The 24448-nt window shown below is 59.4% G+C and carries 21 protein-coding genes; 12 read left to right on the top strand and 9 right to left on the bottom strand.

Annotated features, from left to right (window positions below):
* Positions 1-204 precede the first annotated feature (204 nt).
* Both AC1DF8_RS12665 and AC1DF8_RS12660 read left to right on the top strand, forming a co-directional pair.
* Positions 205-1125: an ROK family protein gene (locus tag AC1DF8_RS12665; RefSeq protein WP_478153791.1), complete on the top strand. Its 921-nt coding sequence runs from the start codon at positions 205-207 to the stop codon at positions 1123-1125.
* Positions 1122-2864, top strand: coding sequence for a GH116 family glycosyl hydrolase (locus AC1DF8_RS12660; protein ID WP_478153790.1), 1743 nt, complete (start codon positions 1122-1124; stop codon positions 2862-2864). Before AC1DF8_RS12665 ends, AC1DF8_RS12660 begins: the two co-directional genes overlap by 4 nt.
* Before the next feature lie 97 nt (positions 2865-2961).
* On the opposite strand, the gene AC1DF8_RS12655 is transcribed toward AC1DF8_RS12660, so the two are convergent.
* Genes AC1DF8_RS12655 through AC1DF8_RS12645 form a run of 3 tightly spaced genes read right to left on the bottom strand, consistent with a single transcriptional unit; the run spans position 2962 to position 5968 of the window.
* Positions 2962-3780 (bottom strand): carbohydrate ABC transporter permease, encoded by an 819-nt coding sequence (locus AC1DF8_RS12655; protein WP_018114657.1) that lies wholly within the window; start codon positions 3778-3780, stop codon positions 2962-2964.
* The gene (locus AC1DF8_RS12650) at positions 3777-4730 is read right to left on the bottom strand and encodes a carbohydrate ABC transporter permease (protein ID WP_113206586.1); all 954 of its coding nucleotides are present in this window, start codon (positions 4728-4730) and stop codon (positions 3777-3779) included. Before AC1DF8_RS12650 ends, AC1DF8_RS12655 begins: the two co-directional genes overlap by 4 nt.
* Positions 4727-5968 (bottom strand): ABC transporter substrate-binding protein, encoded by a 1242-nt coding sequence (locus tag AC1DF8_RS12645; protein ID WP_018114659.1) that lies wholly within the window; start codon positions 5966-5968, stop codon positions 4727-4729. The genes AC1DF8_RS12650 and AC1DF8_RS12645 overlap by 4 nt, the downstream gene beginning before the upstream one ends.
* Before the next feature lie 205 nt (positions 5969-6173).
* Between AC1DF8_RS12645 and pglB the strand changes: the two genes are divergently transcribed.
* Positions 6174-7472 (top strand): polygalacturonase PglB, encoded by a 1299-nt coding sequence (gene pglB, locus AC1DF8_RS12640; protein ID WP_478153789.1) that lies wholly within the window; start codon positions 6174-6176, stop codon positions 7470-7472.
* A gap of 405 nt (positions 7473-7877) precedes the next feature.
* Positions 7878-9110, top strand: a complete 1233-nt coding sequence (locus tag AC1DF8_RS12635) for an MFS transporter (RefSeq protein ID WP_183880567.1) — start codon at positions 7878-7880, stop codon at positions 9108-9110.
* 184 nt (positions 9111-9294) lie between these two features.
* On the opposite strand, the gene AC1DF8_RS12630 is transcribed toward AC1DF8_RS12635, so the two are convergent.
* The gene (locus AC1DF8_RS12630; RefSeq protein ID WP_478153788.1) at positions 9295-10500 is read right to left on the bottom strand and encodes an MFS transporter; all 1206 of its coding nucleotides are present in this window, start codon (positions 10498-10500) and stop codon (positions 9295-9297) included.
* Between the two features lie 105 nt (positions 10501-10605).
* Between AC1DF8_RS12630 and AC1DF8_RS12625 the strand changes: the two genes are divergently transcribed.
* Positions 10606-11556 (top strand): AraC family transcriptional regulator, encoded by a 951-nt coding sequence (locus tag AC1DF8_RS12625; protein ID WP_183880569.1) that lies wholly within the window; start codon positions 10606-10608, stop codon positions 11554-11556.
* A 182-nt stretch (positions 11557-11738) separates the two neighbouring features.
* Here AC1DF8_RS12625 and AC1DF8_RS12620 read toward each other — a convergent pair whose 3' ends face one another.
* Both AC1DF8_RS12620 and AC1DF8_RS12615 read right to left on the bottom strand, forming a co-directional pair.
* Positions 11739-12191: a VOC family protein gene (locus tag AC1DF8_RS12620; protein WP_113202405.1), complete on the bottom strand. Its 453-nt coding sequence runs from the start codon at positions 12189-12191 to the stop codon at positions 11739-11741.
* Positions 12192-12203: 12 nt separating this feature from the next.
* Positions 12204-12467 (bottom strand): hypothetical protein, encoded by a 264-nt coding sequence (locus AC1DF8_RS12615; protein WP_478153787.1) that lies wholly within the window; start codon positions 12465-12467, stop codon positions 12204-12206.
* A gap of 142 nt (positions 12468-12609) precedes the next feature.
* Here AC1DF8_RS12615 and gcvA point away from each other — a divergent pair, with 142 nt between their 5' ends.
* Complete coding sequence (gene gcvA, locus AC1DF8_RS12610; RefSeq protein WP_183880571.1) at positions 12610-13497, top strand: transcriptional regulator GcvA; 888 nt, start codon at positions 12610-12612, stop codon at positions 13495-13497.
* A gap of 78 nt (positions 13498-13575) precedes the next feature.
* Here gcvA and leuS read toward each other — a convergent pair whose 3' ends face one another.
* Positions 13576-16095, bottom strand: coding sequence for a leucine--tRNA ligase (leuS, locus tag AC1DF8_RS12605; RefSeq protein ID WP_183880573.1), 2520 nt, complete (start codon positions 16093-16095; stop codon positions 13576-13578).
* A 412-nt stretch (positions 16096-16507) separates the two neighbouring features.
* Here leuS and AC1DF8_RS12600 point away from each other — a divergent pair, with 412 nt between their 5' ends.
* The 5 genes from AC1DF8_RS12600 (at position 16508) to AC1DF8_RS12580 (ending at position 21220) form a co-directional block, all read left to right on the top strand.
* Positions 16508-17791, top strand: a complete 1284-nt coding sequence (locus tag AC1DF8_RS12600) for a GGDEF domain-containing protein (RefSeq protein WP_478153786.1) — start codon at positions 16508-16510, stop codon at positions 17789-17791.
* Between the two features lie 807 nt (positions 17792-18598).
* Positions 18599-19243, top strand: a complete 645-nt coding sequence (locus tag AC1DF8_RS12595; RefSeq protein ID WP_018114117.1) for a lysophospholipid acyltransferase family protein — start codon at positions 18599-18601, stop codon at positions 19241-19243.
* Positions 19240-20187: a phosphatidate cytidylyltransferase gene (locus tag AC1DF8_RS12590; RefSeq protein ID WP_112542588.1), complete on the top strand. Its 948-nt coding sequence runs from the start codon at positions 19240-19242 to the stop codon at positions 20185-20187. The genes AC1DF8_RS12595 and AC1DF8_RS12590 overlap by 4 nt, the downstream gene beginning before the upstream one ends.
* Positions 20187-20582, top strand: coding sequence for a hypothetical protein (locus AC1DF8_RS12585; RefSeq protein WP_112970472.1), 396 nt, complete (start codon positions 20187-20189; stop codon positions 20580-20582). The genes AC1DF8_RS12590 and AC1DF8_RS12585 overlap by 1 nt, the downstream gene beginning before the upstream one ends.
* Positions 20579-21220: a CDP-alcohol phosphatidyltransferase family protein gene (locus tag AC1DF8_RS12580; RefSeq protein ID WP_112970473.1), complete on the top strand. Its 642-nt coding sequence runs from the start codon at positions 20579-20581 to the stop codon at positions 21218-21220. Before AC1DF8_RS12585 ends, AC1DF8_RS12580 begins: the two co-directional genes overlap by 4 nt.
* On the opposite strand, the gene AC1DF8_RS12575 is transcribed toward AC1DF8_RS12580, so the two are convergent.
* Positions 21207-22175 (bottom strand): ornithine cyclodeaminase family protein, encoded by a 969-nt coding sequence (locus AC1DF8_RS12575; RefSeq protein ID WP_478153904.1) that lies wholly within the window; start codon positions 22173-22175, stop codon positions 21207-21209. The two genes, AC1DF8_RS12580 and AC1DF8_RS12575, sit on opposite strands and share 14 nt — an antisense overlap.
* A 225-nt stretch (positions 22176-22400) precedes the next feature.
* A complete protein-coding gene (locus AC1DF8_RS12570) occupies positions 22401-23180 on the bottom strand; it encodes an alpha/beta fold hydrolase (protein ID WP_478153785.1) in 780 nt (259 codons plus the stop codon).
* A gap of 119 nt (positions 23181-23299) precedes the next feature.
* Between AC1DF8_RS12570 and AC1DF8_RS12565 the strand changes: the two genes are divergently transcribed.
* Positions 23300-24250 (top strand): AraC family transcriptional regulator, encoded by a 951-nt coding sequence (locus AC1DF8_RS12565; RefSeq protein WP_210299325.1) that lies wholly within the window; start codon positions 23300-23302, stop codon positions 24248-24250.
* Positions 24251-24448: the final 198 nt, after the last annotated feature.

The following is a 24448-nucleotide window of genomic DNA, read 5'->3' as shown; positions in this document are numbered from 1 at the left end:
TATCGGTGTTCTGCTTTTTCCATGAAAGCCCGCCGATTTCAAACTGCTTGTTGACAGCCCGCAAGCGCGGCCATAATAAATTCGTCAACCTGCCGAACAAATATCGCAAAAGGACTGCAATTGTCAAATATTTCAACCATTGCGTCTGGCTTGCGACGGGCAAAAATCACTCGTCGCGCGGACGAAGCGGGCGGATCTCAAGGCATGGTCGCCGGCGTCGACCTCGGCGGCACCAAGATCCTGGTAGGGCTTGCCGATCTGCAGGGACGTATTCTAGCAAGGGCCGAAGAGCCGACCGAACATGGCGCGGACGCTCCTGTATTGCGGCAAATTCCGCGGATGATTTTGTCGCTGCTGCAGGAAAATCGCGAACGCGGTCCGTTGCTTAAGGCTGTCGTCGGCGTACCCGGGGCGGTCTCGCCGGAAACGGGGCTTGCTTCGCTTTCCCCTCACTTGGCCATACCGGCCGATCAGCCGCTCGCTGCGTTGCTCGCACATGCTCTGCCGTGCCCCGTCGTGGTTGAGAACGACGTGAACCTCGGGGCGTTTGCCGAAGCCACGCTCGGCAAAGGACAGGATCAGGATTCGCTTGCATTTATCGCCTTCGGAACCGGCGTCGGCATGGGGCTGGTCATCGGTGGAAAACTCTTCCGCGGCCGGCATGGAAGAGCAGGAGAACTTGGTTTTCTTCCGTTAGGTCCCAATCCTCATCAGGCGGCGCCGCAGGCACGCGCCGGTCTCTTCGAGGATCAGGTTGATTCGCCCGCAGTGCGCAGCCTCTATGGCGATGGCACACTGCCAGTCGCCGAGATATTCGCTCGTGCTTTGGCTGGAGACGGGCAAGCTGTCGCCGCCATCGAAACGCTCGCGAAATCGGCCTCGGTCGGCCTTGCCGCCGTACAGGCCCTCTTCGATCCCGCCCTCATCGTGCTGGGCGGAGGCATAGGCTCGCGCCGCGAGTTCGTCGATGCCGTCAGGCGTCACATGCCGATGTTGCTGCCGTTTGAAACACGTATCGAGGCAACCGGGATCGGCCCTGAAGCCGGCATGCTCGGGGCGCTCATGCTCGGCCTGACCGACCATGCAGCAATTGAGAAGGCAGAAAAACAGGAAGCCGTCCGATGAGTTCAGCACAATCAAAATCACAGGTTCTGACACCGCTTGACGACGGACAGCTTCGCTCGTCGACGCCGGTGCTCGTCCCGTTCATGGCCCCGCGCCTGCAGGGTGATTGTCGACCGGAAGGCAGGATCGAGCTTTCGCTATGGGGTGCGGGCAAGCTCGTCAATCTGACGTTCACCGGCTGGAGCGCCCCTTTCACTTATGCACCGAACCGCGTGGAAGCGCATGGTGGAGGGCTTTATGTGGCGCAGTCGGCACCGGCGCTCTTCTTGAAAGGTGCAAAGCTGCGGACCTTCATCCCTGCACGGCGCTGCGCCTGGTGGGGCGCGACCGCGAAGCGCGAACCCATCGAACGGCAAGAGGGTCGCCGCATTGCCCGCACCGGCTGGGGCGTCGCCATCGCGGAGCAGAGGCCTGACGGCATCTTCGTGACGGCCGGCGCGACGATCGAGGAAGCGCTTGCAGCTCTTGAGCTCGACCAGACGAAACTGGTTGCCGAGGCCAATGCCTATGTCACGCGTTGCGACGCGATGCCGGAGGCGCCTGCCCTGATGCGCAGCATGATCTCGCAAAGCCTGCACGCCGCCTTTTCCAGCATAAGACAGGACGAGCACGGCGCCTTTGCCGGCCTTGCCGCCGGACAGGCCTACAGCGCGCCGGCTCGCACCTATTACCGGGACGGCTATTGGACACTCCAGGCTCTCCTGGATCGGGAACCGGACGCCGTCCGCGCCCAGATCGATCTTCTGGCACGAGGGGTGCAGGACAACGGCGAAGCGCCGAGCGGCGTCATCCTGACAGGACGAGGACAGGCCGAGGAATGGGAAAAGGTACGCGTGACAGATCCACGGATCAAAGAGGAGCACCTTCGACCCGGCGACTGGTGGAGCGACCATTTCGACAGCCCGCTCTTCTTCATTCTGACGATCGGCGACTACATCAATGCGACCGGCGACGGTTCGCCGCTTTCCCTCTACTGGGATAAGGTGGTGGCGATCTTCGATCGTTACTGCAGCTTCGACGAAACCGGAACAGGCTTGCCGATCAAGCCGCGGCACGACCGCGATTGGGCCGACAACGTTTATCGTCACGGTTATGTCGCCTATGATCTCGGCCTGTGGATCGGCGCCCTCGACGTCATCGCAAAGCACGGCGCCGCGCTCGACAAAGCCTTTGCGTCGAAGGCGGCAGCCGTGGCGCAAAAGGCGCGTGCTTCGCTGGACGAGGCGCTTCTGCAACCGGGCGGCACTTACGCGGACTACGGGACAAAGGCAGATTTCGTCGAAGACCATCTGACGCTCGACAGCCTGACGCTGCTTCGCTTCAAGGCGGTTTCTCCCGAGCGGGCGAAAGGCGTTCTCGCCAAGGTCCAGGAGATCCTGGAAAGTCGCAACAATGGCGAACAGCCTTACGGAGACTGGGGCGTGCTTTGCGCCTATCCGCCGTTCAAGCGCCCCAAGGATACGCGTGAGAAATCCTATTTCGCCTATCGCTACCACAATGGCTCGGACTGGCCCTATCTTTCGGGGCTCTATGCCGAGCAACGGCTTGCCTACGGTCTGGACGGCGCGGATTACCCGCTCCTGCGCTGGTGGGAGACCTGCCTCGAAGAGGGGTGGATGGGAGCGGTCGAATATTTCTCGCCACCCTGGGGACGCGGCTCGCTGCTTCAGGGATGGAGCAGCATGCCGGCCGCCGCCGCGCTTGCCTACAAGGATAGGCTGCCAGACGCGATCCGCTAGAGGTTTGCGACCTATCGCCACCGAGGCCGTTTTTTGAAAAAGCAAATGTCAAAGGGCCGCCCGAAAGGCGGCCCTTGAATTATGGAATATAGCAGGCCTATTCCTTCGTTGCGCCCGCCATCAGGCCGCTCATCAACATGCGCTGCAGGGCTGTAAACATGACGAGCACGGGCAGCACCGAAAGCACCGACATCGACAGCAGCCTCGGCCAGTTGATACCGAAGCGCCCGACCGTATTGGCAAGCGCGACCTGGACTGTCCATTTGTCCTGGTCACTGATGATCAGGAACGGCCAAAGATAATCGTTCCAGCGCCATACGAGATTGAAGGCGAGCAGCGTGCCGATCGCAGGTATGGCGAGCGGAACAATGATCCGCCACAGGATCCGCCATTCCGGCGTACCGTCGAGTCGTGCCGCCTCCAGAAGACTGTCAGGAATGTTGGTGATGTATTGGCGCATAAGGAAGACCCCGGTCGGGGTTGCCGCCGGCGCAATAATGATGCCTGCCAGCGTGTCGAGAAGATTGAGATCCCGCAGCACCAGAAAGACCGGGATCATGATGATCTGCAACGGCACCATCAACGACGACATGATGAGCAGGAAGAAAAGTGTGTCTCCCTTGAACCGAAATTTCGCGAGCGCGTAGCCAGCCATGACGCTGATGGTGACGGACAGTAGCGCCGAAAGCACGGAGACAATGGCCGAATTACGGAAGAAGATGAGGAACTTCGCGCGCGACACCGTGTCGACAAAATTCTGCAAGGTCGGCTGGGCCGGCAAAATCGTTGGCGGCCACTGGAAGATCTCCTGTTGTGATTTCAACGAAGACAGGAAAAGCCAGATCGGCGGCATCAGGAAGACGAACAAGGTCAGCACGACGAAGGCCAGTCGCCAGGGAGAATAGATGCGTGTCATTTCTCGCTCCGCGATACGCGCAACTGGAAGATCGTGAGGAAAAGCAGGATGATGAACAGCACCACGGATTGGGCGGCCGCAACGCCAGCCTGCATCGGCTTTTGGAACGCGGTGTCGTAGATCGTCTGTATGAGATAGACCGTTGCCTTGCCCGGACCGCCGCCCGTCAGCGATACGACGAGCTCGTAAACCTTGAAGGCCTCGATAGAGGAGAGGACCAGGACGACAGCGAGCGTCGGCTTTAAGAGCGGCAAGGTGATATGGGTGAATTGCCGCCACTTGCTGGTGCCGTCGATCGAGGCCGCCTCGTAGTAATCAGCGGAAATCGCGGTCAGGCCTGCAATGAAGATCATCATATTGAAGCCGGCTTGCGCCCACACCCAGGCGATGACGACGGCGATCTGAGCCATCGTGTCCTGTTCGAGCCATGGGACCGGGGCGAAGCCGATCAGTGAGAGCAGGTAGTTCACAAGGCCGTTATTGAGGCCGAAGAGCCATCGCCATGCAACGCCGATGATCAGCAGGCTGATCATCGACGGGAAGAAGACGATCGTGCGGACGAAGGCAAACAGCCTGGTCTGTGGCGCCAGCAGCAGAGCCAGCGCCAACGAGACGACAATGTTCAACGGAACCGCGATGATCACGAAAAGAACGGTCTTGAGCAATGAAACCTGAAAATCGGCATTGCTTAGAAGCCCGATAAAGTTATCCAGCCCGACATATTGCGGCAGCGTGTTGGGCACCTGCGGAACGACGACCACACCCCGCTTGAAGAAGGCCATGAAGAGGCCCTGGACCAGCGGATAGAGCGTGAAGGTAACGAGGAGCGCCATTGTCGGCACCATGAGCAGGTAGGGCCACCCGAGGCTTGCCAAGCTGCCGCGCAGGCCTTTCGGCACCGGGTGGGGACCCAGTGCCGAACGGCTGTCTTCCAATATGCCCGTCGTCACTTGCTAGCCTCAAGCGAGGCATCGGCTGCCTTCTTGATCTGCGATATGGCTTCGGCGGAGGTGACCTGACCGGCAACAGCCTGCGTGACGGCTGTCTTCACGGTCCCCCAGACGGCCTGCATCTGCGGCCAGGCCTGGTCGGTCGCAGCGTAGGCAGGGCTGGCGTTCAACTCGGCCTGCATTGCCGTGATCGCTTCGGTCGCGGCCGGATTGTCGTACTTGACGGCTGCTGCCTTCATATTGGCCGGGATCATGCCGAAGGTCTTGGCATATTGTCCCTGGATCTCCGGTGATGTGATCCATTTGATGAAATCGATCGCTTCCGGAAGATGCTGGCTCGTGTTGAAGGCCACGATGTAGTCGCCTCCGTAGATCGACGAGGCGACCGTGCCCCGCGGCGTCGGGCCAGCCTGCCACGCAAAATGCGCGTTATCGGCCAATCCGGCGATTTGCCAGCTTCCGGACATATAGGCTACGGCCTGACCGGCTGTGAAGATTTCCTTCGGGTTGTCGGAGCTCGCGCCGGACCAGAGACCGGGCGGCATTGCAGCCTTCGTGATGTCGATGAACTTGTCGAGCGTGCTCGTCCACGCTGCCTCGTCCATGACGACCTTTACGGGTTCCTTTTCCGTGTAGATGTGGTTTCCGTACTGATATTCATGAACGATCCAGCGGCTTGCCGAAACGTCCCAGACGAGCGGATAGCGAGTACCGGACTTTTCTGCGACTTCCTTGATCTTGGGAACGAACTCATCCCACGTCCAACCGGTCGCGTGGTCCGGGACGGCAACGCCGGCCTTCTTGAAGGCATCGACGTTCAGGAAGATGCCCGTCGAGGTCACACGCAACGGCGCGGCGATGACCTTGTCGTCGAGCTTGGCGCCATCACCCCAACCTTTGACGAAGTCGTTGATCCATTCAGGGCCGATCTCCTTTTTGAGGTCGACGAGGAACGGACGGATGACCGGCTCCATCGATGAGGTGAGCGACAGATCCGGCATGATGCCGGAGGCGGCATACTGCTGGAATTTCTGGACCATCCCATCATAAGGGGTGATCTCGAGGTCGAAGGTCGTGTCCGGGTGGAGTTTTGTGTACTGATCGAGCAAGGCGCGCGTGTTCGCCTCTTCCTGGTCGTTGTCGACATACCAGACGATCTTCAGTTCGGATGCTGCCGCAAGCGAAATCGTCATCGCCAGGGCGCCTGCCGTCATCATCAATGTCTTGAGCGGTTTCATAGGGTTCCCCTTTTTGCTCCTCAAACTCTGGCAACGACCAGCCTCCAAATCTCCCTTTGGCCGATCGTTTGTTCGTAACCATGACGAATTAAATACGAGTTTTCGGCGGTGTCAACACAAACAAGATTGACAGGATTAATTAGTTCGTCCTGTTGACGAATAAAATGACGTGGCTTAATCATCCCCAAAGCAACGAGGATCGCCAATGGATATTTCAATCGAGCCCGATGGCGCTGACCTGCAGCAATCGATCGACAAGCTGGTGCGCGCTGGCGGGGGAACGCTTCTGCTGCAGCCGGGTCGGCATATCACCGGACCAATCCGCCTGTTCAGCGGTGTGACACTGTCAATCGGGCTGGGCGCCACGCTCGAGTTCGTCCCCGATTACGAGCTTTATGCCGGAAACTCGGTAAGCGTCATCGCCGAGAAGTCCGACCGCGCCTATATCGTTGCGCAGGAGGCCCATGATGTCGCGATCGTCGGCGACGGCAAGATCCTCGCCGCGGGCGCCGCCTTCAGCACCGGCTTTGACCAGACGGTCGGCACCTATACGCCGAGCGAAAAACGCCCACGAGTCCTGGTGTTCGAGGACTGCAGCAAGATCAGGCTGGAAGGCTTTGTCATCGAAGATTCGCCGATGTGGACGGTCCACCTCGTGCGCTGCCGTGATGTGGTTGTCGAGAGCATCACGGTGCTTAACAATCGACAACTCCCGAATACGGACGGGATCGTCATCGACAGCTGCGCAAAGGTCGCCGTGCGACGCGTCATCATCAAAACGGCGGACGATGGCGTCTGCCTCAAGACGAGCCGCAGCGGTAAGGGCATCGCACGCTGCGAGGAGGTCGAAGTTTCGGACTGCCATGTCGAGAGCAACAGTTGCGCATTGAAGATCGGCACGGAGAGTTTTGGTGACATCCGCCATGTCGCTTTCACGCGTTGCGAGGTCCACGATTCCAATCGCGCCCTCGGCATTTTCTCGCGTGATGGCGGAGCGATTGAAGATATTGCCTTCTCGGACATCGATATCGATTGCCACGAAACGCCCGATGGTTTCTGGGGCTCTGGTGAGCCGCTCACAATTACCCAGCTCGATCGCCGGCCGGAGATGCCTGCTGGCGTCGTGAGCAACGTCCGCATCGAGAACGTGACGGGGAACTGCCAGGGTCCGATCAACCTCTTTGCACAGCGAAGCGGCGGAATTACGGGAATGAGCCTCAGCAACATCAAGTTGACGATTGAGGAAGGCTCCCTGGGGACAGCGAGGCAATATGACCTGCGCCCCACGAGTGCCGACCTCTCGCCGCCCAAGGATCACGAGGGTCGTGGCAATGCCTGGCTGCGGGGAGCCGACGGAAAAATTGTCGGCCTCGTCGATTACCCAGCGGGCATGCCGGCGCTCTTCGCGCACAATATCGCTGAGCTCACGTTCGAGAACATCGAAATCCAGCGTCCGGAACCTCTGCCAAACGGCTGGAATTCCGAGACCCTTTGCATCGAGTAATCGATAGAAGTCGATCATGCTAGGAATAGCCGGGCGCGGGACGTGACGGTCGATGCATGCGAAGAAGCGACGTCCACGACCCCGGATTATGGTTGGCTCGAAGCCGGTGGACATCTCCAAGGGCCGAGACGGATGGACTTACCGATCAAGCGGGATGTGCATAAGGCTCCACAGGGGCGCTATGACCAGCTGCCCGACGCCCGAAAGATTGCAACGGCGGCAGCTTGATGCCGCCCAATTGATTGCCGCATGTACGGATTCTCAGGTTTTCACCAAACTTAACTGTCGGCCTACGTCCGGCCTCCTAAGATCCGGGAGACGCCGAGCCCCAAAACCATGTGAAGTAGATACTAAACCGCATCCCACGACGGAGGCAGGCAGTCGTCTTTAACGATGGAGGCCAGCATGCTCAATAAAGCCTTTGACGCCCAATGCTCTGCCGTAAAGGTGCACTGCACCGATGCGGCGCAACAGCGGAAAGCCGGTTTGACGCTTTTCGCGCTCGCCCTGGGAAGCTTCTGCATCGGCACATCAGAATTCGCAAGCATGGGAATCTTGCAGCTGTTTGCGGCAAGCCTGGGGATCGATCTGCCCGCGGCCACGAATGCGATTACGGCATACGCCTTCGGTGTCGTTATCGGCGCGCCACTTGTCACTCTAGCCGCCGCTCGCCTGAACCGACGAACGCTGCTTCTATTGCTCATGACCCTCTTCGTGTGCGGAAACATCCTCTCAGCTTTGGCGACAGACCTCCGGATGTTTGCGGTGGCTCGTTTCATCAGCGGCGTACCTCAAGGAGCCTATTTTGGGGCAGGAGCGGTGGTTGCGTCGTACATTGTCGGGCCCGGACACGGAGGCAAGGCATTTGCGCTCGTCATGAGCGGCCTGACGATCGCCACGATCGTCGGATCACCCCTCGCCACCTTCCTTGGCCAAAATCTCGGATGGCGCAACACCTACCTCGCCGTCGCGTCTCTCGGCGTCTTGTCAACGCTGACGCTGTGGTTCTGGGTCCCAAAGACAAGCTCCTTGGATGGCGGCTCCGTCGCCCGGGAGCTCGCTTCTCTCGGCAGATCGTCAGTCTGGTTGATGATGATGGTGGCCGCGCTCGGCGTAGCGAGCATCTTTGCGGTCTATACATTCATCGGTGTTTTCGTGACCGACGTCGTTGCCATAGGCGCGGAATGGATTCCCGTTGCCCTTGCCCTGTTCGGCATCGGCATGACGGTGGGGAACCTGGTGGGGGGCAGGATTGCCGACGTGCACCCGGCGCGCGGCATTGTAGTCGGCTTTGGAAGCGCCCTCATCGTGCTTGCGATTTTGGCCAGCTTCGGCTCGAACATCCCCACGCTCTTCGTCGGGCTTTTCTGCGTGGGAGCAACAATGATGACCGCGATACCGACAATCCAGGTCCGCCTTACAAGACTTGCGCCGGAAGCCCCGACCTTGATGGGCGCCATGAACCTGGCCGCGCTCAATGTTGCGAACGCCATCGGCGCTTGGGCGGGTGGGGTGGCCATCGGCAACGGCTTCGGCTTACTGTCGGCAGTATGGGCCGGGTTCTGTCTCACACTCTTGGGCTTAGCAGTGTTCGCGCTGATCCTGCGTGGCGGCCCGCAGACAGCGTTAGCGCATTGAGGCGACCTAGGGCACCGATAGAGTTTTCAAGTCAGGCCGGCTGACGTACTGATCGCCGGCCGACCGGATTGGCCGGAGCCATCAATTGCAGCAGATCAAGGATCTCTACCGTGAACATTTCCAATTACGCTTGATGAGTCAGGCCGTTCCAGGCTGGCAAGAACGGTTCACGGTGGAGATTTCGCTAAGACGCCGCCGCTACCGTTTTCCGGCTGAGGATGCCGATCACGAGGGCGCCGCACAGCGCGGCAATAGCTGCAAAGCCGAACACCCCGGGCAACCCCTGTGCTTCGACAGTGAGGCCTCCAATAGCCGCCCCACTCGAAATGGCGACCTGGAAGGTGGTCAACATCAACGCACCTGCGCTTTCTGCTTCGTCGGATGCTGCCTGTGTGACGAAGCTCTGAACGCTCACCGGCAGAGCACCGAAGGCAAACCCCCACAGTGCGGTCGCGACGAAAGCAACGCTTGGAAGGCTGCCGGCCAGCGCTAGCGCCAATGTTGTTGCAGCGATCCCGATAGCCGCGATGACGATGGACAGTGCCGTGTTGCGCTCGGAAACAAAACCGCCGAACAGATTGCCGATGAAACCGCCGATCCCGAAGGCCAGCAGAACCGCCGATATCCCCTCGACCCCAAAATGTGGCACGGTTTCAAGGAAGGGCCGAATGAAGGTGAAGCCGGCGAAATGACCGGCGACCACCAGCAAGACGGTCAGAAGGCCCAGTCTGATTGCCGGGCGGCGTAGCACCGTGGCCATCGTGCCCAATCCTGCAGCGCCGACCGACGGCATCGCAGGCAGGGTTAGGAGTTGGGTCATGAAGGCAAGACCGCCGACCGCAGCCGCGATGACAAATGCAAAACGCCAGCCATAGACCTCTCCGACCCAGGCGCCGACGGGTGCAGCGCAAACTGTTGCAACGGATACGCCGGTCATGATGATCGCCATCGCCCGGGGCATCAGCCGCTCGGGAACAAGCCGCATGGCGAGCGCCAGCGACAAGGCCCAGAAGCCGCCGAGCGCGATCCCCAGCAACCCTCGAGCAACGAGAAGCGTCGCGAGCCCATCGGCGAATGCCGCCAGGAGACTGGAAATGATGAGCAGGGCGGTCAATCCGAGCAGAGTGAGACGACGGTCAAACCGGCTGGTGCCAATGACAATTGCAGGGCCTGCTATCGCGCCGATCACAGCGGTCATGGTCACCGACTGGCCGGCAGCGCCGATACTGACGTGAAGATCTTGTGAAATCGGTGTGAGCAGGCTGGCCGGAAGAAACTCGGCCGTCACGAGGCCGAAGACGCCGAGCGAGAGCGATACGACGCCTGCCCAGGCCGGACTGGCCTCCTTGTTGCTGGTATGGAAGCCGTTGGCTTCGGGATTGATGTTCATTGCCGTCTCCAGAAATTGTGCTGACAAGGCTAGACGGCTCGCGCTGGTGTTTCTATGCTAGAAAATCTACAAGACATGACCATTCGTCCAAATAACGAGGACACGATGAGTGACGCATTGACGGAAATGATGCGGGGGCTTCGTCTTGACGGCGTCGACTACGGCCGCTGCCAGCCGTCGGCCCCATGGGCGACCGCGTTTCCGACAAAGGGTGAAGCGCAGTTTCATTTTCTTGCGGCCGGACAGGCATTCGTGCAGACGCCGGACGGAGAATGGATGGAAATGCACCCGGGTGATGCGGTCCTGCTGCCGCGGGGCGATGCCCATGTCCTTGCAAGTGCGCCAGGCATAGTGCCGACGCCCGTCGAAGCCCTGCCGCGCAAGGCGGTCTGCGATGGCATCGTCGATCTGCAATGCCCCTGTGCAGATAGCAAGAACCTGCTGTTCTTCGCGGTCATGCGTTTCAATGTCGACAAGCGCCATCCGTTGCTGCAACTGATGCCCGATGTGATGCGCACAAGCGATCTTGCGGCCAGTGAACCTTCGATTCCGGCCCTGCTCGATGCGATGATGCGCGAGGTCGATATGAACCGCGTCGGGGCTGGCGGAATCCTCGCCCGGCTTGCGGATGTTCTGACCGCGACGATCATCCGCGCTTGGGTGGAGCACGGCTGCGGCGACTCCTCTGGATGGTTGACCGCCGTTCGCAATCCCGATGTGGGCCGGGTCCTGGCAGCGATCCATCTCGATCCGTCCCATGACTGGACGGTCGACGAACTCGCTCGCAAGATGGGCGCCTCCCGTTCCGGGTTTGCAGAGCGCTTCGCCAAAATCGTTGGCGAGACACCCGCTCGGTACGTCGCCCGCATGCGCATGCACCAGGCGCATCAATGGCTGCGGGAAGGGCAGCGCGTGGCTACGATTGCCGAACGTCTTGGCTATGAATCGGAGGCGTCATTCAGCCGGGCGTTCAAACGCATCATCGGCGCCCCGCCCATGACGTTCCGCGGGCGACCGCAAGATGGTCGTGCTTCCTCGCCGGAGCGCCTCATTTGATGGGAACCGAAACGCTGTGACTTAGTAGCAGTGCTCCGGTCCCTCCGGCGAGATTGCCAGAGCCCAGCGCTATTCCCGGAAGTCACGTGATCGATCGAGATCATAACCGGGAATCTGACGAAGCGTCGGCGTGTCTTGTGATGGGCAGCCGACAGTCGAAGTAATCGGCCTCGCCCTCCTTCCTAGCCTCGATAGGCCCGCTCGAGATCGGTGATGACGATCTTCTTCATCTTGTACATTGCCTGTAATACCCGTCCTGCCTTCTCCTTGTCGGGGTCGGAGACCATCCGCAGCAGGATCGATGGCGAGACCTGCCAGTAGACGCCGAACTTATCCGTCAGCCAGCCACAAGGCTGTTCCTTGCCGCCTCCAGACGTCAACGCGTTCCAGTAATAGTCGGTTTCCGCCTGGTCGTCGGTTTCGACTAGGAAGGAAAACGCCTCATTGTACGGCACATGAGAGTGAGCGTTCAGAGCGGCTATCGGCAGGCCCTCCAGTTCGAAGCGGACAACCGACAACTCAGGATCAGGCAGATCGATGCGCCCGAGTATTCTCGATCCCTTGAAGACCGACGTGTAGAACTCCATGGCCTCCTCGGCCCGAGACGCGAACCAGAGATGGGGATAGATTTTCATACGGCTTCTCCTTCAGTCGAGGCGACCGGCAGTCCGGCCATTGCCGGCCTGGATCAATGACCCATCCCAATCACGCTCAAAGCCGATGTCCTGCAGTCGGTGGTTGGAAAGGCGTGCAAGATATCCCATCGTCCAGCGGTGCCTGATTGGAGCGACCAAGCGAACCACCTGTTGGATGGTCGCTGTACGAAGCGGTTCGAGCGCCGCCATGGATAGCGGGGCGGGCTCAGCGGTATTGAGACCGCAACTTCCATTTTGAGCGAGAGTAATAGTCACAGCAATCTCCATTTCTAGAACCTGACGTTGCCATTCGCGAGATCGGGAAAGGCGTTGTCGATGGCCGAGAGTGCGCTGCTCCTGGCTGGACGACAAACGAATATTCGTGCAGGATTTGTGAGCAATAGTCACAGGTGAACCGATGCCGAGACGACTTCCGCCTCTCACCACCCTTCCGGCCTTCGACTCTGCGGCCCGTCATCTGAGCTTCACCAAAGCAGCGGCAGAACTCCATGTGACGCATGGAGCTGTCAGTCGTGCCATCCGCAACTTGGAGGAACAGCTCGGCACCCGGCTTTTTGAACGGGGAACCCGCTCCGTCCAACTGACGTCGGAAGGTGCCGCCTATGCTGCGGAGATCGGCGCAGCGCTGGATCGGATAGGTGCTGCGACAATCGTCGCAAGCGCGCCCAAATCAGCAGGCGTCCTCAATGTCAGCACGTCGGACGGCTTTGCCGGCCGGTGGCTTGTGCCGCGGCTCCATCGCTTCCATCGCGCCAACCGTGACATCGATGTGCGTCTGTCGACGTCCGGCACGTTTTCGGATTTCATCAGAGACGGAATTGACATCGCGATCCGCTACGGCGCCGGAGGATATGAGGGCGTGATATCGGAGTTCCTGGCTGAGGAAGAGGTTTCGCCTGTCTGCAGTCCGGAGCTGCTGCAGGGGGAGCATGCGCTGCGAACACCCAACGACCTCAAGCATCACAGACTCATCCACGACAACTTCCGCATCGACTGGGCGACCTGGCTCCGGGCCGCGGGTCTGGACGATATCAACCCCAATAACGGGGTAAGGTACGAGTCTGCGGCCTATGCCGTAGAAGCGGCGGTGCATGGCGAAGGCGTGCTCCTGGGCAGGAGCGCGCTCGTCTCTGCCGACCTGGCGGCTGGCCGACTTGTGCGGCCTTTTGACCTCGCGCTGAAATCCAGATGGAACTACTATGTCGTCTACCCGGACGGCGCCCTGCGTCAGCGGAAAGTCAGAGCATTCCGCGACTGGCTGTTCAGCGAAATGGTGGTCGGCTGAACTGGAAGCCCACAGAACGCGATAGCGCTAGCCAGAAGCCGGGTTCCGAACGCGCAAAAGCCAAGATGTTCGCGGCAATCAATCTCCCACGACAAAATTAACAAGGCGGTCTGGTACCGCGATTTCTTTTCTAATTTGCTTGCCCTCGAGCAGCGCACTTACGCGCGGATCGTTCTTGACGACAATCAGAAGCGCGTCGGCAGACAGACCGGGAGCGGCGAACACTTTGTGACGCAGCTTACCGTTAATTTGAACAGCGTACTCGCGACGCTCGTCTTCAGCCAGAGTTTCATCGAATGACGGCCACGGGGCGTAGGCAAGTGAGGTCTTGTGACCCAGCATGCACCATAATTCCTCGCAGATATGGGGCGCGAAAGGAGCCAGCAGCAACACGAAAGTTTCCACCGCCGCCCGCGGCCTTTGATCCAGCGCGATCAATGTGTTCGACATCTCCATCAGCTTGGAAATCGCTGTGTTGAACCGCATCGCGTCGATATCCCCACTGACCGCGCGCACGCTCTTGTGCATCAGGCGAACGATATCGCCTGTGGGCGGGGTATCGCTGATCTGGTCGCTCAGGCTGTCGGCTTCGTTGGCGATCATGCGCCAGACCCGGTGCAGGAAGCGACTGACGCCGGCGACGCCCGACATCTGCCACGGCTTGGCAACGTCGAGCGGCCCCATGAACATCTCGTAGAGCCGCATGGAATCGGCACCGTAGAGATCGATCACCTCGTCCGGATTGACCACATTGACCTTGGACTTGGACATCTTCTCCACCTGCTGGCTCACCGGCATCTCGCCGGCGAACCATTGGCCATTGCGCTCGCGGACATCCTCGGGACGGTAATACTTGCCGGTGGCGTCGCGGTAGGAAAAGGCCAGGATCATGCCCTGATTAAACAGTTTCTGGAACGGCTCTTTGGTTGATACGACCCCTATATCGAAGAGCACCTTGTGCCAGAAGCGGGCATAAAGCAGATGCAGCACGGCATGCTCGGCGCCGCCAACGTAGAGATCGACGGGCAGCCAATATTTCTCCACCGCCGGATCGATCGGAGCCAGGGCGTTTCTCGGATCGGCAAAGCGCAGATAGTACCAGCAAGAGCCCGCCCATTGGGGCATCGTATTGGTTTCCCGCAGCGCTGCCAGACCGGTCGCGGGATCACTCGTGCGCATCCAGCCCTCGGCCCGCGCCAGTGGAGGTTCGCCTGTTTCGGTAGGCTTGTAGTCGTCGAGCTCCGGTGCCAACAACGGAAGCGCATCCGCTGGCAGGGGTACAATAGCGCCATCCGCCCGGTGCAGGATCGGGAAAGGCTCGCCCCAATAGCGTTGGCGCGAAAACAGCCAGTCGCGCAGGCGATATTGCTTGCGGCCTCGCCCTACGCCCTGCTCTTCAACCCAGACAATAGCGGCCCGCTTTGCCGTTGGTGTGTCGAGACCGGTCCAGAGGCCCGAATTGACCAGCCTGCCCTCACCTTCCCACGCCTCTTCCTCGATATCGGTTTCCGCCGAGGCTGCGACAACTTCAACGATCGGCAGGCCGAAAGCACGTGCAAATGCGTGGTCGCGACTATCGTGGGCTGGCACCGCCATGATTGCGCCGGTACCAAAGCCCGTCAGCACGTAATCGGCGATCCATACCGGCATTGGTGTGCCGGAGGCAGGATTGATGGCATATGCGCCGGTGAATACGCCGGTCTTGTCGCGCTCCTGCGATTTTTCGACATCACTCTGCGTCGCAGCGCGGGCGAGATAGGCCTGCACCGCCTCTCGCTGCGCTGGCGTCGTGATCGCCGCTACCGCTGCATGCTGGGGCGACAGCACGAGGAAGGTCGCTCCCCAGATCGTCTCGGGCCGAGTGGTGTAGACACTGATGCGCTCTCCGCGCCCTCCAATGGCAAAGGCAATCTCTGCTCCTTCCGAACGACCGATCCAGTTGCGCTGCATGGTTTTGATGCCCTCGGGCCAGTCGAGCCCGTCCAGGTCTTCCAGCAGACGGTCGGCATAGTCGGTGATCTTGAGCATCCATTGGCGCATGAGGCGGCGCTCGACAGGCTCCCCCGTCTCCACATATCTGCCGTCCTTGACCTCTTCATTGGCCAAAACCGTCCCTTGTGCCGGACACCAGTTGACCGGCACCTCTGCCTGATAGGCAAGGCCACGTTCGTAGAGCTTGAGGAAGATCCACTGTGTCCAGCGGACGAAGTCGGGATCAGTGGTGGAGAGTTCGCGGCTCCAGTCGTAGGAAAAGCCCAGTCGCTGCACCTGGCTTTTGAAGTTGGCGATATTGGTCCTGGTGGTAACGGCGGGGTGTACACCCGTGCGCACTGCATAGCGCTCCGCCGGCAACCCATAGGCATCCCAGCCCATCGGATGCAGCACGTTGAAACCTGCCATCCGCTTGTAGCGCGCGACGATATCGGTCGCGGTATAGCCCTCCGGATGCCCGACATGCAGGCCTTCGCCAGAGGGGTACGGAAACATGTCGAGTACGTAGTATTTCGGCTTGGAGCGATCTTCGCCGGTTCGGAATGTTGAGTTTGTGTGCCAGTAGTTCTGCCACTTGGGCTCAATACGCTTTGGATCGTAAGCCACAATTGCCTCTATCGGTTGATCTGGCCGAAGAGAGCAATAAAAAACCCGCCTCTTCGGCGGGTTGCATCATAAAAGCGCGCACGCTAACCCACCCTCGTCAAGCGAAGGTGCCTAGGAGCAGGATATGGGCGGCGCTATAATTCATGATTGAACCAGTGCCATGAATTCTATCGAATGTCCACTTGTCGGAACAATCCCGAAGCGGGCCGTTACGGACTCGCATCACTATCGTTCGCGCAACACGCCCATTCTGGCAGCGGAGAACCTGCGAGATTCCGCTGCCCCGATCTGATACAGGCTCTTTCAGTCCCTGGATCCTGAGAGAGGACTTCTTTAGGCAGCCAACGCCGTCCTCCCCGACCCTAGGGTCACGTCGTCTTGTCCGTAGACGCCTCCTGCCTAGATCCACCAGATGGACGCCAAGCAAACAAAAACCGATGGCAAATCGGTAGGAGCACACCCGCGCAAGCTTCCGCAGCGGCTGAGCGCCGAGATTATAGAGGAAGTCGAGCGCCAGTTGGGCGGGCGCACGCGTGATATTCGCCTCGATGGAGAACTCGCTTATCTTTTTCGCGAACGCTCCTGGCCGCAGGCTTCAAAAATCATCCGCGCCTGGATGGCCTGGGTTATCGTACTCGATGTCCTGGCGCTCGGCCTCAACGCAATCCTGCTTCCAATCGAAACCGTCGAACCAATGCTGCTTCCAGCAGCCATCCTTCCCCCCGCTGCCATCGTGACGGAGATCGCTTTTCGAAAGCCCCTGGCGCCTTGGCAACATGGCGTATTCCTTCTTTCCGGGGTTTTTCTGATTCTGCTCTCTGTGGCCTTGGTAGGCGTCAACACTGGCGGCGAGTTTTATGAACGGCACCTCACCATCATGCTCTTTGTGGCCGTTACCGCCATCGTCATATTTCCCATGCCGTTAAGCTGGGGGATTGCCATTGCTGCTTATGCCCTTGGGATCTACCTCACGTTTCAGCTTCGAAACCCTGATATCGCTGTGGGAAGCGCGATCGCAGGGACGCTGTTTTTCACAGGAGGCGTCGCGGCAACGGTGGTGGCGCGCCGTACCGCGATTATCCTTGCCCAGAAGACCTTCCTGCTCGAGTTGCGGGACCGAAATCGGCTGGCGGATCTGACGGATGCAAATGCCCGCCTCGAACTGCTTGCACGAACCGACCCGCTGACAGGCGTCGCGAACAGACGTTCGATGATGGATGCCCTGCAGCGTTGCTGGAAGGACGAACAGGGCGCAAATACCATTGCGATGCTGATGTGCGATGTCGACGACTTCAAGAGGCTCAACGACAACCTCGGTCACGCCGAGGGTGATCGCTGTCTGGTCAAGGTTGCCGGCATCATTCAGAGCAGCATGAGAGATGAGCAGGATCAGGTCGCTCGCTACGGGGGCGAAGAATTTCTGGTTCTTCTCCCAGGGGCCGATGACCGCACCGCCAGATCAATTGCTGCGACAATCCGAAGCCGCGTGGAAGCTGCCTCTCTCCCCAACCCGACATCTCGCGTCATGCCCTACATCACCGTGAGCATCGGAGTGGCAACGGCGTCGCGAGATGGTGACCGGGCATCGGCGGAGGACCTTCAGCGCCGGGCTGACGCGGCTCTCTACCTCGCTAAGGAAAAAGGCCGGAACTGCGTTGTTTCCTACGGTGACAAGAACGATCAAGCGATGAAATGAGCGGCTCGATTAATTGTCGTTGCGTCGACGGCAGGCGACGAAGGATAAGTGGCCGGATCCGATCGCCATCTCCAGAACAATTCCCTTTAAATTCAGGATTTAACCCGGGCATCGAACATCCTTCGCCTATAACCCTCAGACACGCAAGTCTATGATCACGCTGCTAGGGACATTGAACTCCATGCGGCCTTCCCATTCGCACCACAATCCACTTCACCTCGGACTTTGGTCCGTTTTCGACAAGATTTTTCTGTGCATGATCCAGAGTTATATCTAAATCTGGGGGAGGAAATACTGTGATCTACGAAAAGCGGAATGTTACCGATAGCGAAAAAGAACGGACTCGTTTCGAAAAGGAAGCGGCCGAAGCTCTCAACAGGCATTACCGGCGCCCGATCGCAATCTGGTTTTCCTGGCAGCCAGGCCAGAAGCCGAATACGATTGATCTGCGAGCCACTCCCCAAGTGCTAGAGCAGGCCGAAGGCCGGGGGCCAGTCATCAGGGATCACTGATTGTCGCTTTTGAAGTGCGCCGGGGTTGTGATAGCCAGGACGTCGCCGCCGCCAGTATCAGGCGACGCGCGATTTCGCAGGTGTGATGCCTCTCCCTTAAACCCTCGAACGGTGGCCACGTCTAAGACTGACCGTCGATCGCGAGGCGACCGGGACATCGATGGCGTTCGGCTCTATCGGCCTCCGTCGAAGTATGTCTACGCCTTTCGGTTGAAAACCCGCGAAGCTCCTTCCTTCTGCCGATGACAATGCTAGAGTTTCGGTTGGTGACCGGCTAACATCAGCAGAGTGGTGAATGAAGGCTTTGCTTACAAAGGCCGCGGCGACGGTCATCGTACTGTTCGCACGCGCCGTCACGGCGGTCCGCGCCGTGTGGCCTGAGGGAGGGCTGCCCTCCCGCCCTTGTGTTTATTATGCCAACCACTCCAGCCACGGCGATTTCGTTCTGGTCTGGACGGTACTGCCGCCAAGGCTGCGGCATCGAGCCCGTCCGGTCGCAGGGGCTGAATACTGGCTGAAGTCCTGGCTCAATCGCTTCATCGGCAGCGATGTCTTCAACGCGGTGCTGATTGCGAGGGATCGGGACAAGCGAACGGAAGATCCCGTCACGCAGATGGCCTCGGCCATCGATGCCGGTTCGTCCCTCATTCTCTTCCCGGAAGGTACGCGAAACCAGTCCGACGCACGGCTCCTCCCGTTCAAAAGCGGCATCTTCCATCTGGCGATGGCGCGCCCTGATGTCGATCTCGTGCCAGTCTGGATCAGCAATCTCAACCGCGTCATGCCGAAAGGCGAGATCGTTCCGATACCGCTGATCTGCACGGTTACTTTCGGCAGCGCTTTGAGGATCGCACCGGGAGAAGAGAAGGATGTTTTTCTTGAACGGATGCAGGCCGCTCTGCTGGCCCTGTGTCCGAACACTGTAGGCGGTGGGGAATGAGTGGCGCGAACTCCGATCTTATGACGCTTGTAGCCGGGATCTTCGGCGTGCTCATTGTTGCGTCAGTCATCGGTTACATATTGCAGCAACGCTTCTCGCCGAACGGCTCGAATGCGGCTGTCGAAAACCTAAACGCGCGGATCAAGGCGTGGTGGGTCATGGTCATCCTGATCGGCATCGCTTTCATGGCGGGCCGTATCGGCGTGTTGATCCTGTTTGGCTTTTGTTCGTTCGCAGCACTTCGCGAATTCGTAACCCTCATCAATACAAAAAGGGCGGATCACTGGGCGCTTGCGGCAGCCTTTTTCGTTGTCGTTCCGATCCAGTATTTTCTGCTCTGGGCTGAACAATACGGCATATTTTCAATCTTCATCCCGGTCTACGCCTTCCTGCTGATGCCGATCATCTCGGTACTGCGAGGCGATACGGAGCGCTTTCTCGTCCGCATCGCGGAAGTCCAGTGGGCCTTGATGATCTGTGTCTTCTGCGCGTCCCACGTGCCAGCTCTGCTGACCTTGAAGATACCGGGATATGAGGGCCGCAATGTGCTGTTGATCGCCTTCCTGGTGATCGTCGTCCAGCTCAGCGATGTCCTGCAATATGTCTGGGGCAAACTGTTCGGACGCACAAAGATTGCGCCAAGACTGTCGCCGTCGAAAACGGTCGAGGGCTTTGTGGGCGGTGTCATCAGTGCGACGCTGATTGGAACGGGCCTCTGGTGGATTACACCATTTGCACCGCTTCAGGCCGGTCTTCTCGCCTTGGTCATCACGCTGATGGGCTTCTTCGGTGGCCTGGTGATGTCGGCGATCAAGCGCGACCGCGGTGTCAAGGATTGGGGCAATCTCATCGAAGGCCACGGCGGATTGATCGACAGGCTTGATTCCGTCGTCTTCTCTGCACCCATCTTCTTCCATCTTACCCGCTACTGGTGGTCCCTCTGATGCCTGTTTTGCTGCAACGTCTTCTGCGCAGCGGAGTGGTGCACGTCCTGTTTGCCTTTCTGGCGATGGGCAGCTGGGCCGTCTTCGCCAATCGCGCCCACGCCATGCCGGCGCCGCTCTATGCCGGTCTCGTGCAGGGGACGATTTCCGCCGCCCTGACGCTTTTCCTGAAATCGGTGATCGACTGGCTTTCCGTCCGCTTCAGCGGTCCAGCACGATTTTGGGCCCCGCCGCTAATTGCCTGCCTTGGCTCTGCCAGCATTCTGGTGGCGATCCATGCGGCGAGCGGTACGCCGGAAATACTTCGGACCATCGCGCTGCCGTTGCTTGTATCGACGACTTATGCCGCGATCTACAATTATTCGATCTCCGCAAGACGAGGTTTCGACACATGATGGAGACAGCAGACAGGAGGCCCCTGGCAAGCCGCAATACCCGATGGGCGGGCGCCATTGCCCGATGGATGGCCGCACGCGCAATCACGCCGAATCAGATCTCGCAAGCCAGCATGCTCGCTGCGGCAATTGCCGGCAGCACTTTCTATCTGGCGGGACAGACAACAGGCTTGCCGCGTGCGGGCTACCTGCTTCTTGCTGTTCTATTCTGCCAGGCGCGCCTCCTTTGCAACCTGTTCGACGGCATGGTGGCGGTCGAAGGCGGAAAGGGAGAGGCTGACGGTCCTTTCTGGAACGAATTCCCGGATCGCATCGCCGACCTGATGATATTCGCCGGCGTTGGCTATGGCATCGAGATGCCGGGATTGGGCTGGGCCGCCGGCGCTTTCTCCGTGCTGACGGCCTATGTCCGGGAACTCGGCCGCGCCACCGGCAATCCCAGCGACTTCTCCGGCCCGATGGCAAAGCAGCATCGGATGGCAACGATCACGGTGGCGGGATTGGCATCCCTTCTCGAGCCATTATGGGGTTGGCAGAACCAGATTCTGACCATCGGTCTCTGCGTCGTTGCGGCGGGAGCAGCCCTTACAGCGATCCGCCGCTCGAGGACATTGATAACGCGTCTCAAGCTTCGCTGATGGTGCTCTTTGGGTCGACACCCTTCGTGTATGTGTGATGAAGAAAAGCAGCACATGCGAGGTCCTGGACTATGGACCCGAGTGATTTGTAGATTGTCACATCGGCCTTGCTTACCCTGCCCTCGGACGCGCCGGCGAACACTGCTCCTATCTCCGCAAGAACATCGATTTCGGAAACAAGTCCGGCCGCCTTCGCCCTCAGGAATTCAGCGCCTTGCGCGATGACGCCTTCTCGATGGTCAGGAAAAAACCGTGCTCGCTTGACAAGCATTTCGTCGATCTCGGCCGGTCCAGCGTAGCTGGATCCAACAACATTGACATGCGCCCCATCACGAACATCTGCAGAAAAGAGGATCGGATCCCGGGCCGATGTTGTCGTGCAGATTATATCCGCCGTTTCAACCGCGGCCCTCGGGCTTGTTGCGACTTCTGTAGAAATGGCAAGTTCCTGGCGAATACGTTCACAAAGATATTGCGCCTTTTCCCGTGATCGTCCCCATATCGCAATGTGCTCAAGTTCACGAACATGCGGGATTGCGAGAGCGTGCTGCCACGCTTGCTCTCCCGTGCCGAGGATCGCAAGCCGTTTGGCATCTGCGCGAGCCAATATGTCCGTTGCCGCGGCGGAAGCGCAGGCGGTTCTGATCGCCGTGACCGCACCTGCATCGACTAAACAGGTCGGCGCCCCAGTGCTTCTGTCGAAGAGCAGGATTGCTCCTTGATGCGATCGACCATGCGCTGCCGCGGATGGGAAGACGCTGACGAGTTTCGCACCGAACCCCGCGCCATCCAGGACACCTGGCATAACGCCGAATAGGTCACCGTTGCCGAGATCTATGACGTTGCGAAGAGGCTGCCGGGATTGTCCCGTCGACAGTCTGATCATGGCCTCCCGCATGAGAGAAATGCACTTCTGGCGTCCTAATCTGTTTGCCACTTCTTCGGGGCCGATCACGATCAAGGTTCGTTCCTTCCTTTTCTTAACCGCAGCCGACATCATTGATGTGGCTCGGCAGTTGCAAGCCGTTGATTAAATTCCGGAGAGGTTAGGCAAAATTACCGATTGAACGATCTTTTCAGCCCGAGACGAGAAATAGAACAGGAGCACCAAAGGGTCAGTAGGAAGTGCGGAGGCGAACGTCATCCGCCTGCGCGATCGCGGCAATGTTCTCGCTGCTGTTTACTCAGTCGCGCTCTCGATCGCCGCAGCGAGTCCATCAGCGTCAGTCAGGAACGGCAGGTGGCCCGCTTGCAGCGTCACCGTGCGGCGCACCGGCATGCTGCCAACCATCCTGGCCTGGAAGGCGGGACTGATAACCTGATCCGCGCTGGTATGGACGTAGACCTTATCGACCTTCCCGAACCGGCTATTCGTGAGGCGCACGGGGGTCACCAACGGAACCACGGGCTCGTCGAGGATGAGGCCCGGCAGCTTCTCCTTCAGAGGCGCCGGACCGTCATTGGCAAACAGTTCGGCACGCGCCGAGTATTCGACCACGGCAATCCCCTTTTCCTGGTCGATCCTCAGATGCGGCCCGATCTTGGCGTCGTGATCCTGCTGGGCCAGCGACAGGAGCGAGTCCCCGTCATGCGGGAGGTAAGCGGCGACAAAGACCAGTGTCTTGATCTTCTCTGACGCCCGCTCGGCGGCAGCAGCGATGACGATGCCGGCGAAGCTGTGGCCGACCAGAATCACGGGACGATTGGCGTTGGCAAGCGCAACGAGCACCGTATCGCGATATAGATCGAGACTGACCGCGTCAGGGGTCATCGGGTTTGACGGTCGACCAGGCAAATCGATTGTCAGAACCTCATGGCCAGCGGCCTGCAGCTTGGCTGCGACATGCCCCCAAACAAAGCCGCTGGCGAAAGCGCCATGAACGAGAATGACGGGCGGCTTTTCTGCAGCCATGGCGGAGGCGTTTGAAGAAGAGTTTGGTACAGAGTTTCCGGCGGTCATTTCATTGTTCCTTCGCATTTTTACTGGTAATTTCAGCGGCAGTCGGCAGGCAAAAACTAGGGGAAAGCCGGAGGTCGGGATATGCCACTGCTTCCGAAATACATGATGGATCGTCCGGAATGACGCAGGACTTTGGGATGTCGGCGGCACGCAATGACGTGCTGTCAGAGGTGTTGAAGCTGATCCGTCTACGCGGTGAGTTGGTTTACAGCGCTTTTCTCGGAGAACCGTGGGGGCTGCAGTTTCAGCCCGGACCCGCACACTTTTATTTCATTGAGACGGGTCAGGTCTTGGTGACACCGGCCGGCGAGAGGCCAACGCGGGTCAATCAGGGCGATCTTGTCTTGTTGCCACTGGGAAAAGGCCACGTGATCACCGACGCCCTGGGTTCACCGGCGGAGAATATCGGCTTGGTCGCGGCCGAACATTTCGATCGAGACGAGTTGGTACTGCGACATGGCGGTGACGGGCCAGTCAGCCAACTGGTCGGAGGCTTTTTCAGCTTCGAGGGAAGCCAGCTTCCCGCGGTCATGTCCGCGCTTCCGGCCTTGATTCACATCCCTCGCGGCGACGCCGGAACACCGCCATGGCTCGCAGCCATATCGCGTTTCCTGGTCGCGGAGGCACGGCAACCTGATCCAGGCTCGTCCCTGATGATTTCCCGCCTGATCGACCTCCTGGTCATTCGTACCTTGCGCAGTTGGGCAGCAATCGAGGCCAACCACATGGGATGGCTTGGAGGGTTGGGCGAGGAGCGAATTGGACGGGTCCTCAACGCCATGCACGCTGATCCCTTCCGGCGCTGGACCGTGCAGTCGCTTGCCGAGATCGCAAGAATGTCCCGCTCCATTTTTGCAGAGCGATTTACCGCCGCGGTCGGCGAGCCGCCTCTGCGTTACCTGTCGCGATGGCGTCTCACAATAGCCGCCGACTTGCTCCGCAGCGGCGGATTGAAGGTAACCGAGGCGGCCTATCGCTGCGGATATGCGTCGGATGCGGCGTTCAGCCGTGCGTTCAAGGCCCATTTCGGCTATGCGCCGAGCGAGGCCAAGAACCGCCAATTGCCGTGAGTGTCATCGAGCGCAGTACGTAGCCTGCAGCTTACGAATGCAAGATCCGGGCTGGATGCGAATTAAAACTCTGCCGGGACAACGTCTGAGCCTGTCCGTCTGGTGACAGTTGGAAATTTGATAGATACCCTACTCCTGCCCTAGCTCCTTGAACTATATCCGCCGGGTTCGCAACGGTGATATCTTGGCGAGACTGCG

It is taken from the genome of Rhizobium sp. 05N49 (assembly GCF_056396805.1).
Note: the sequence above shows the minus strand (reverse complement) of the source record. Positions and strands in the feature narration are given on the sequence as shown.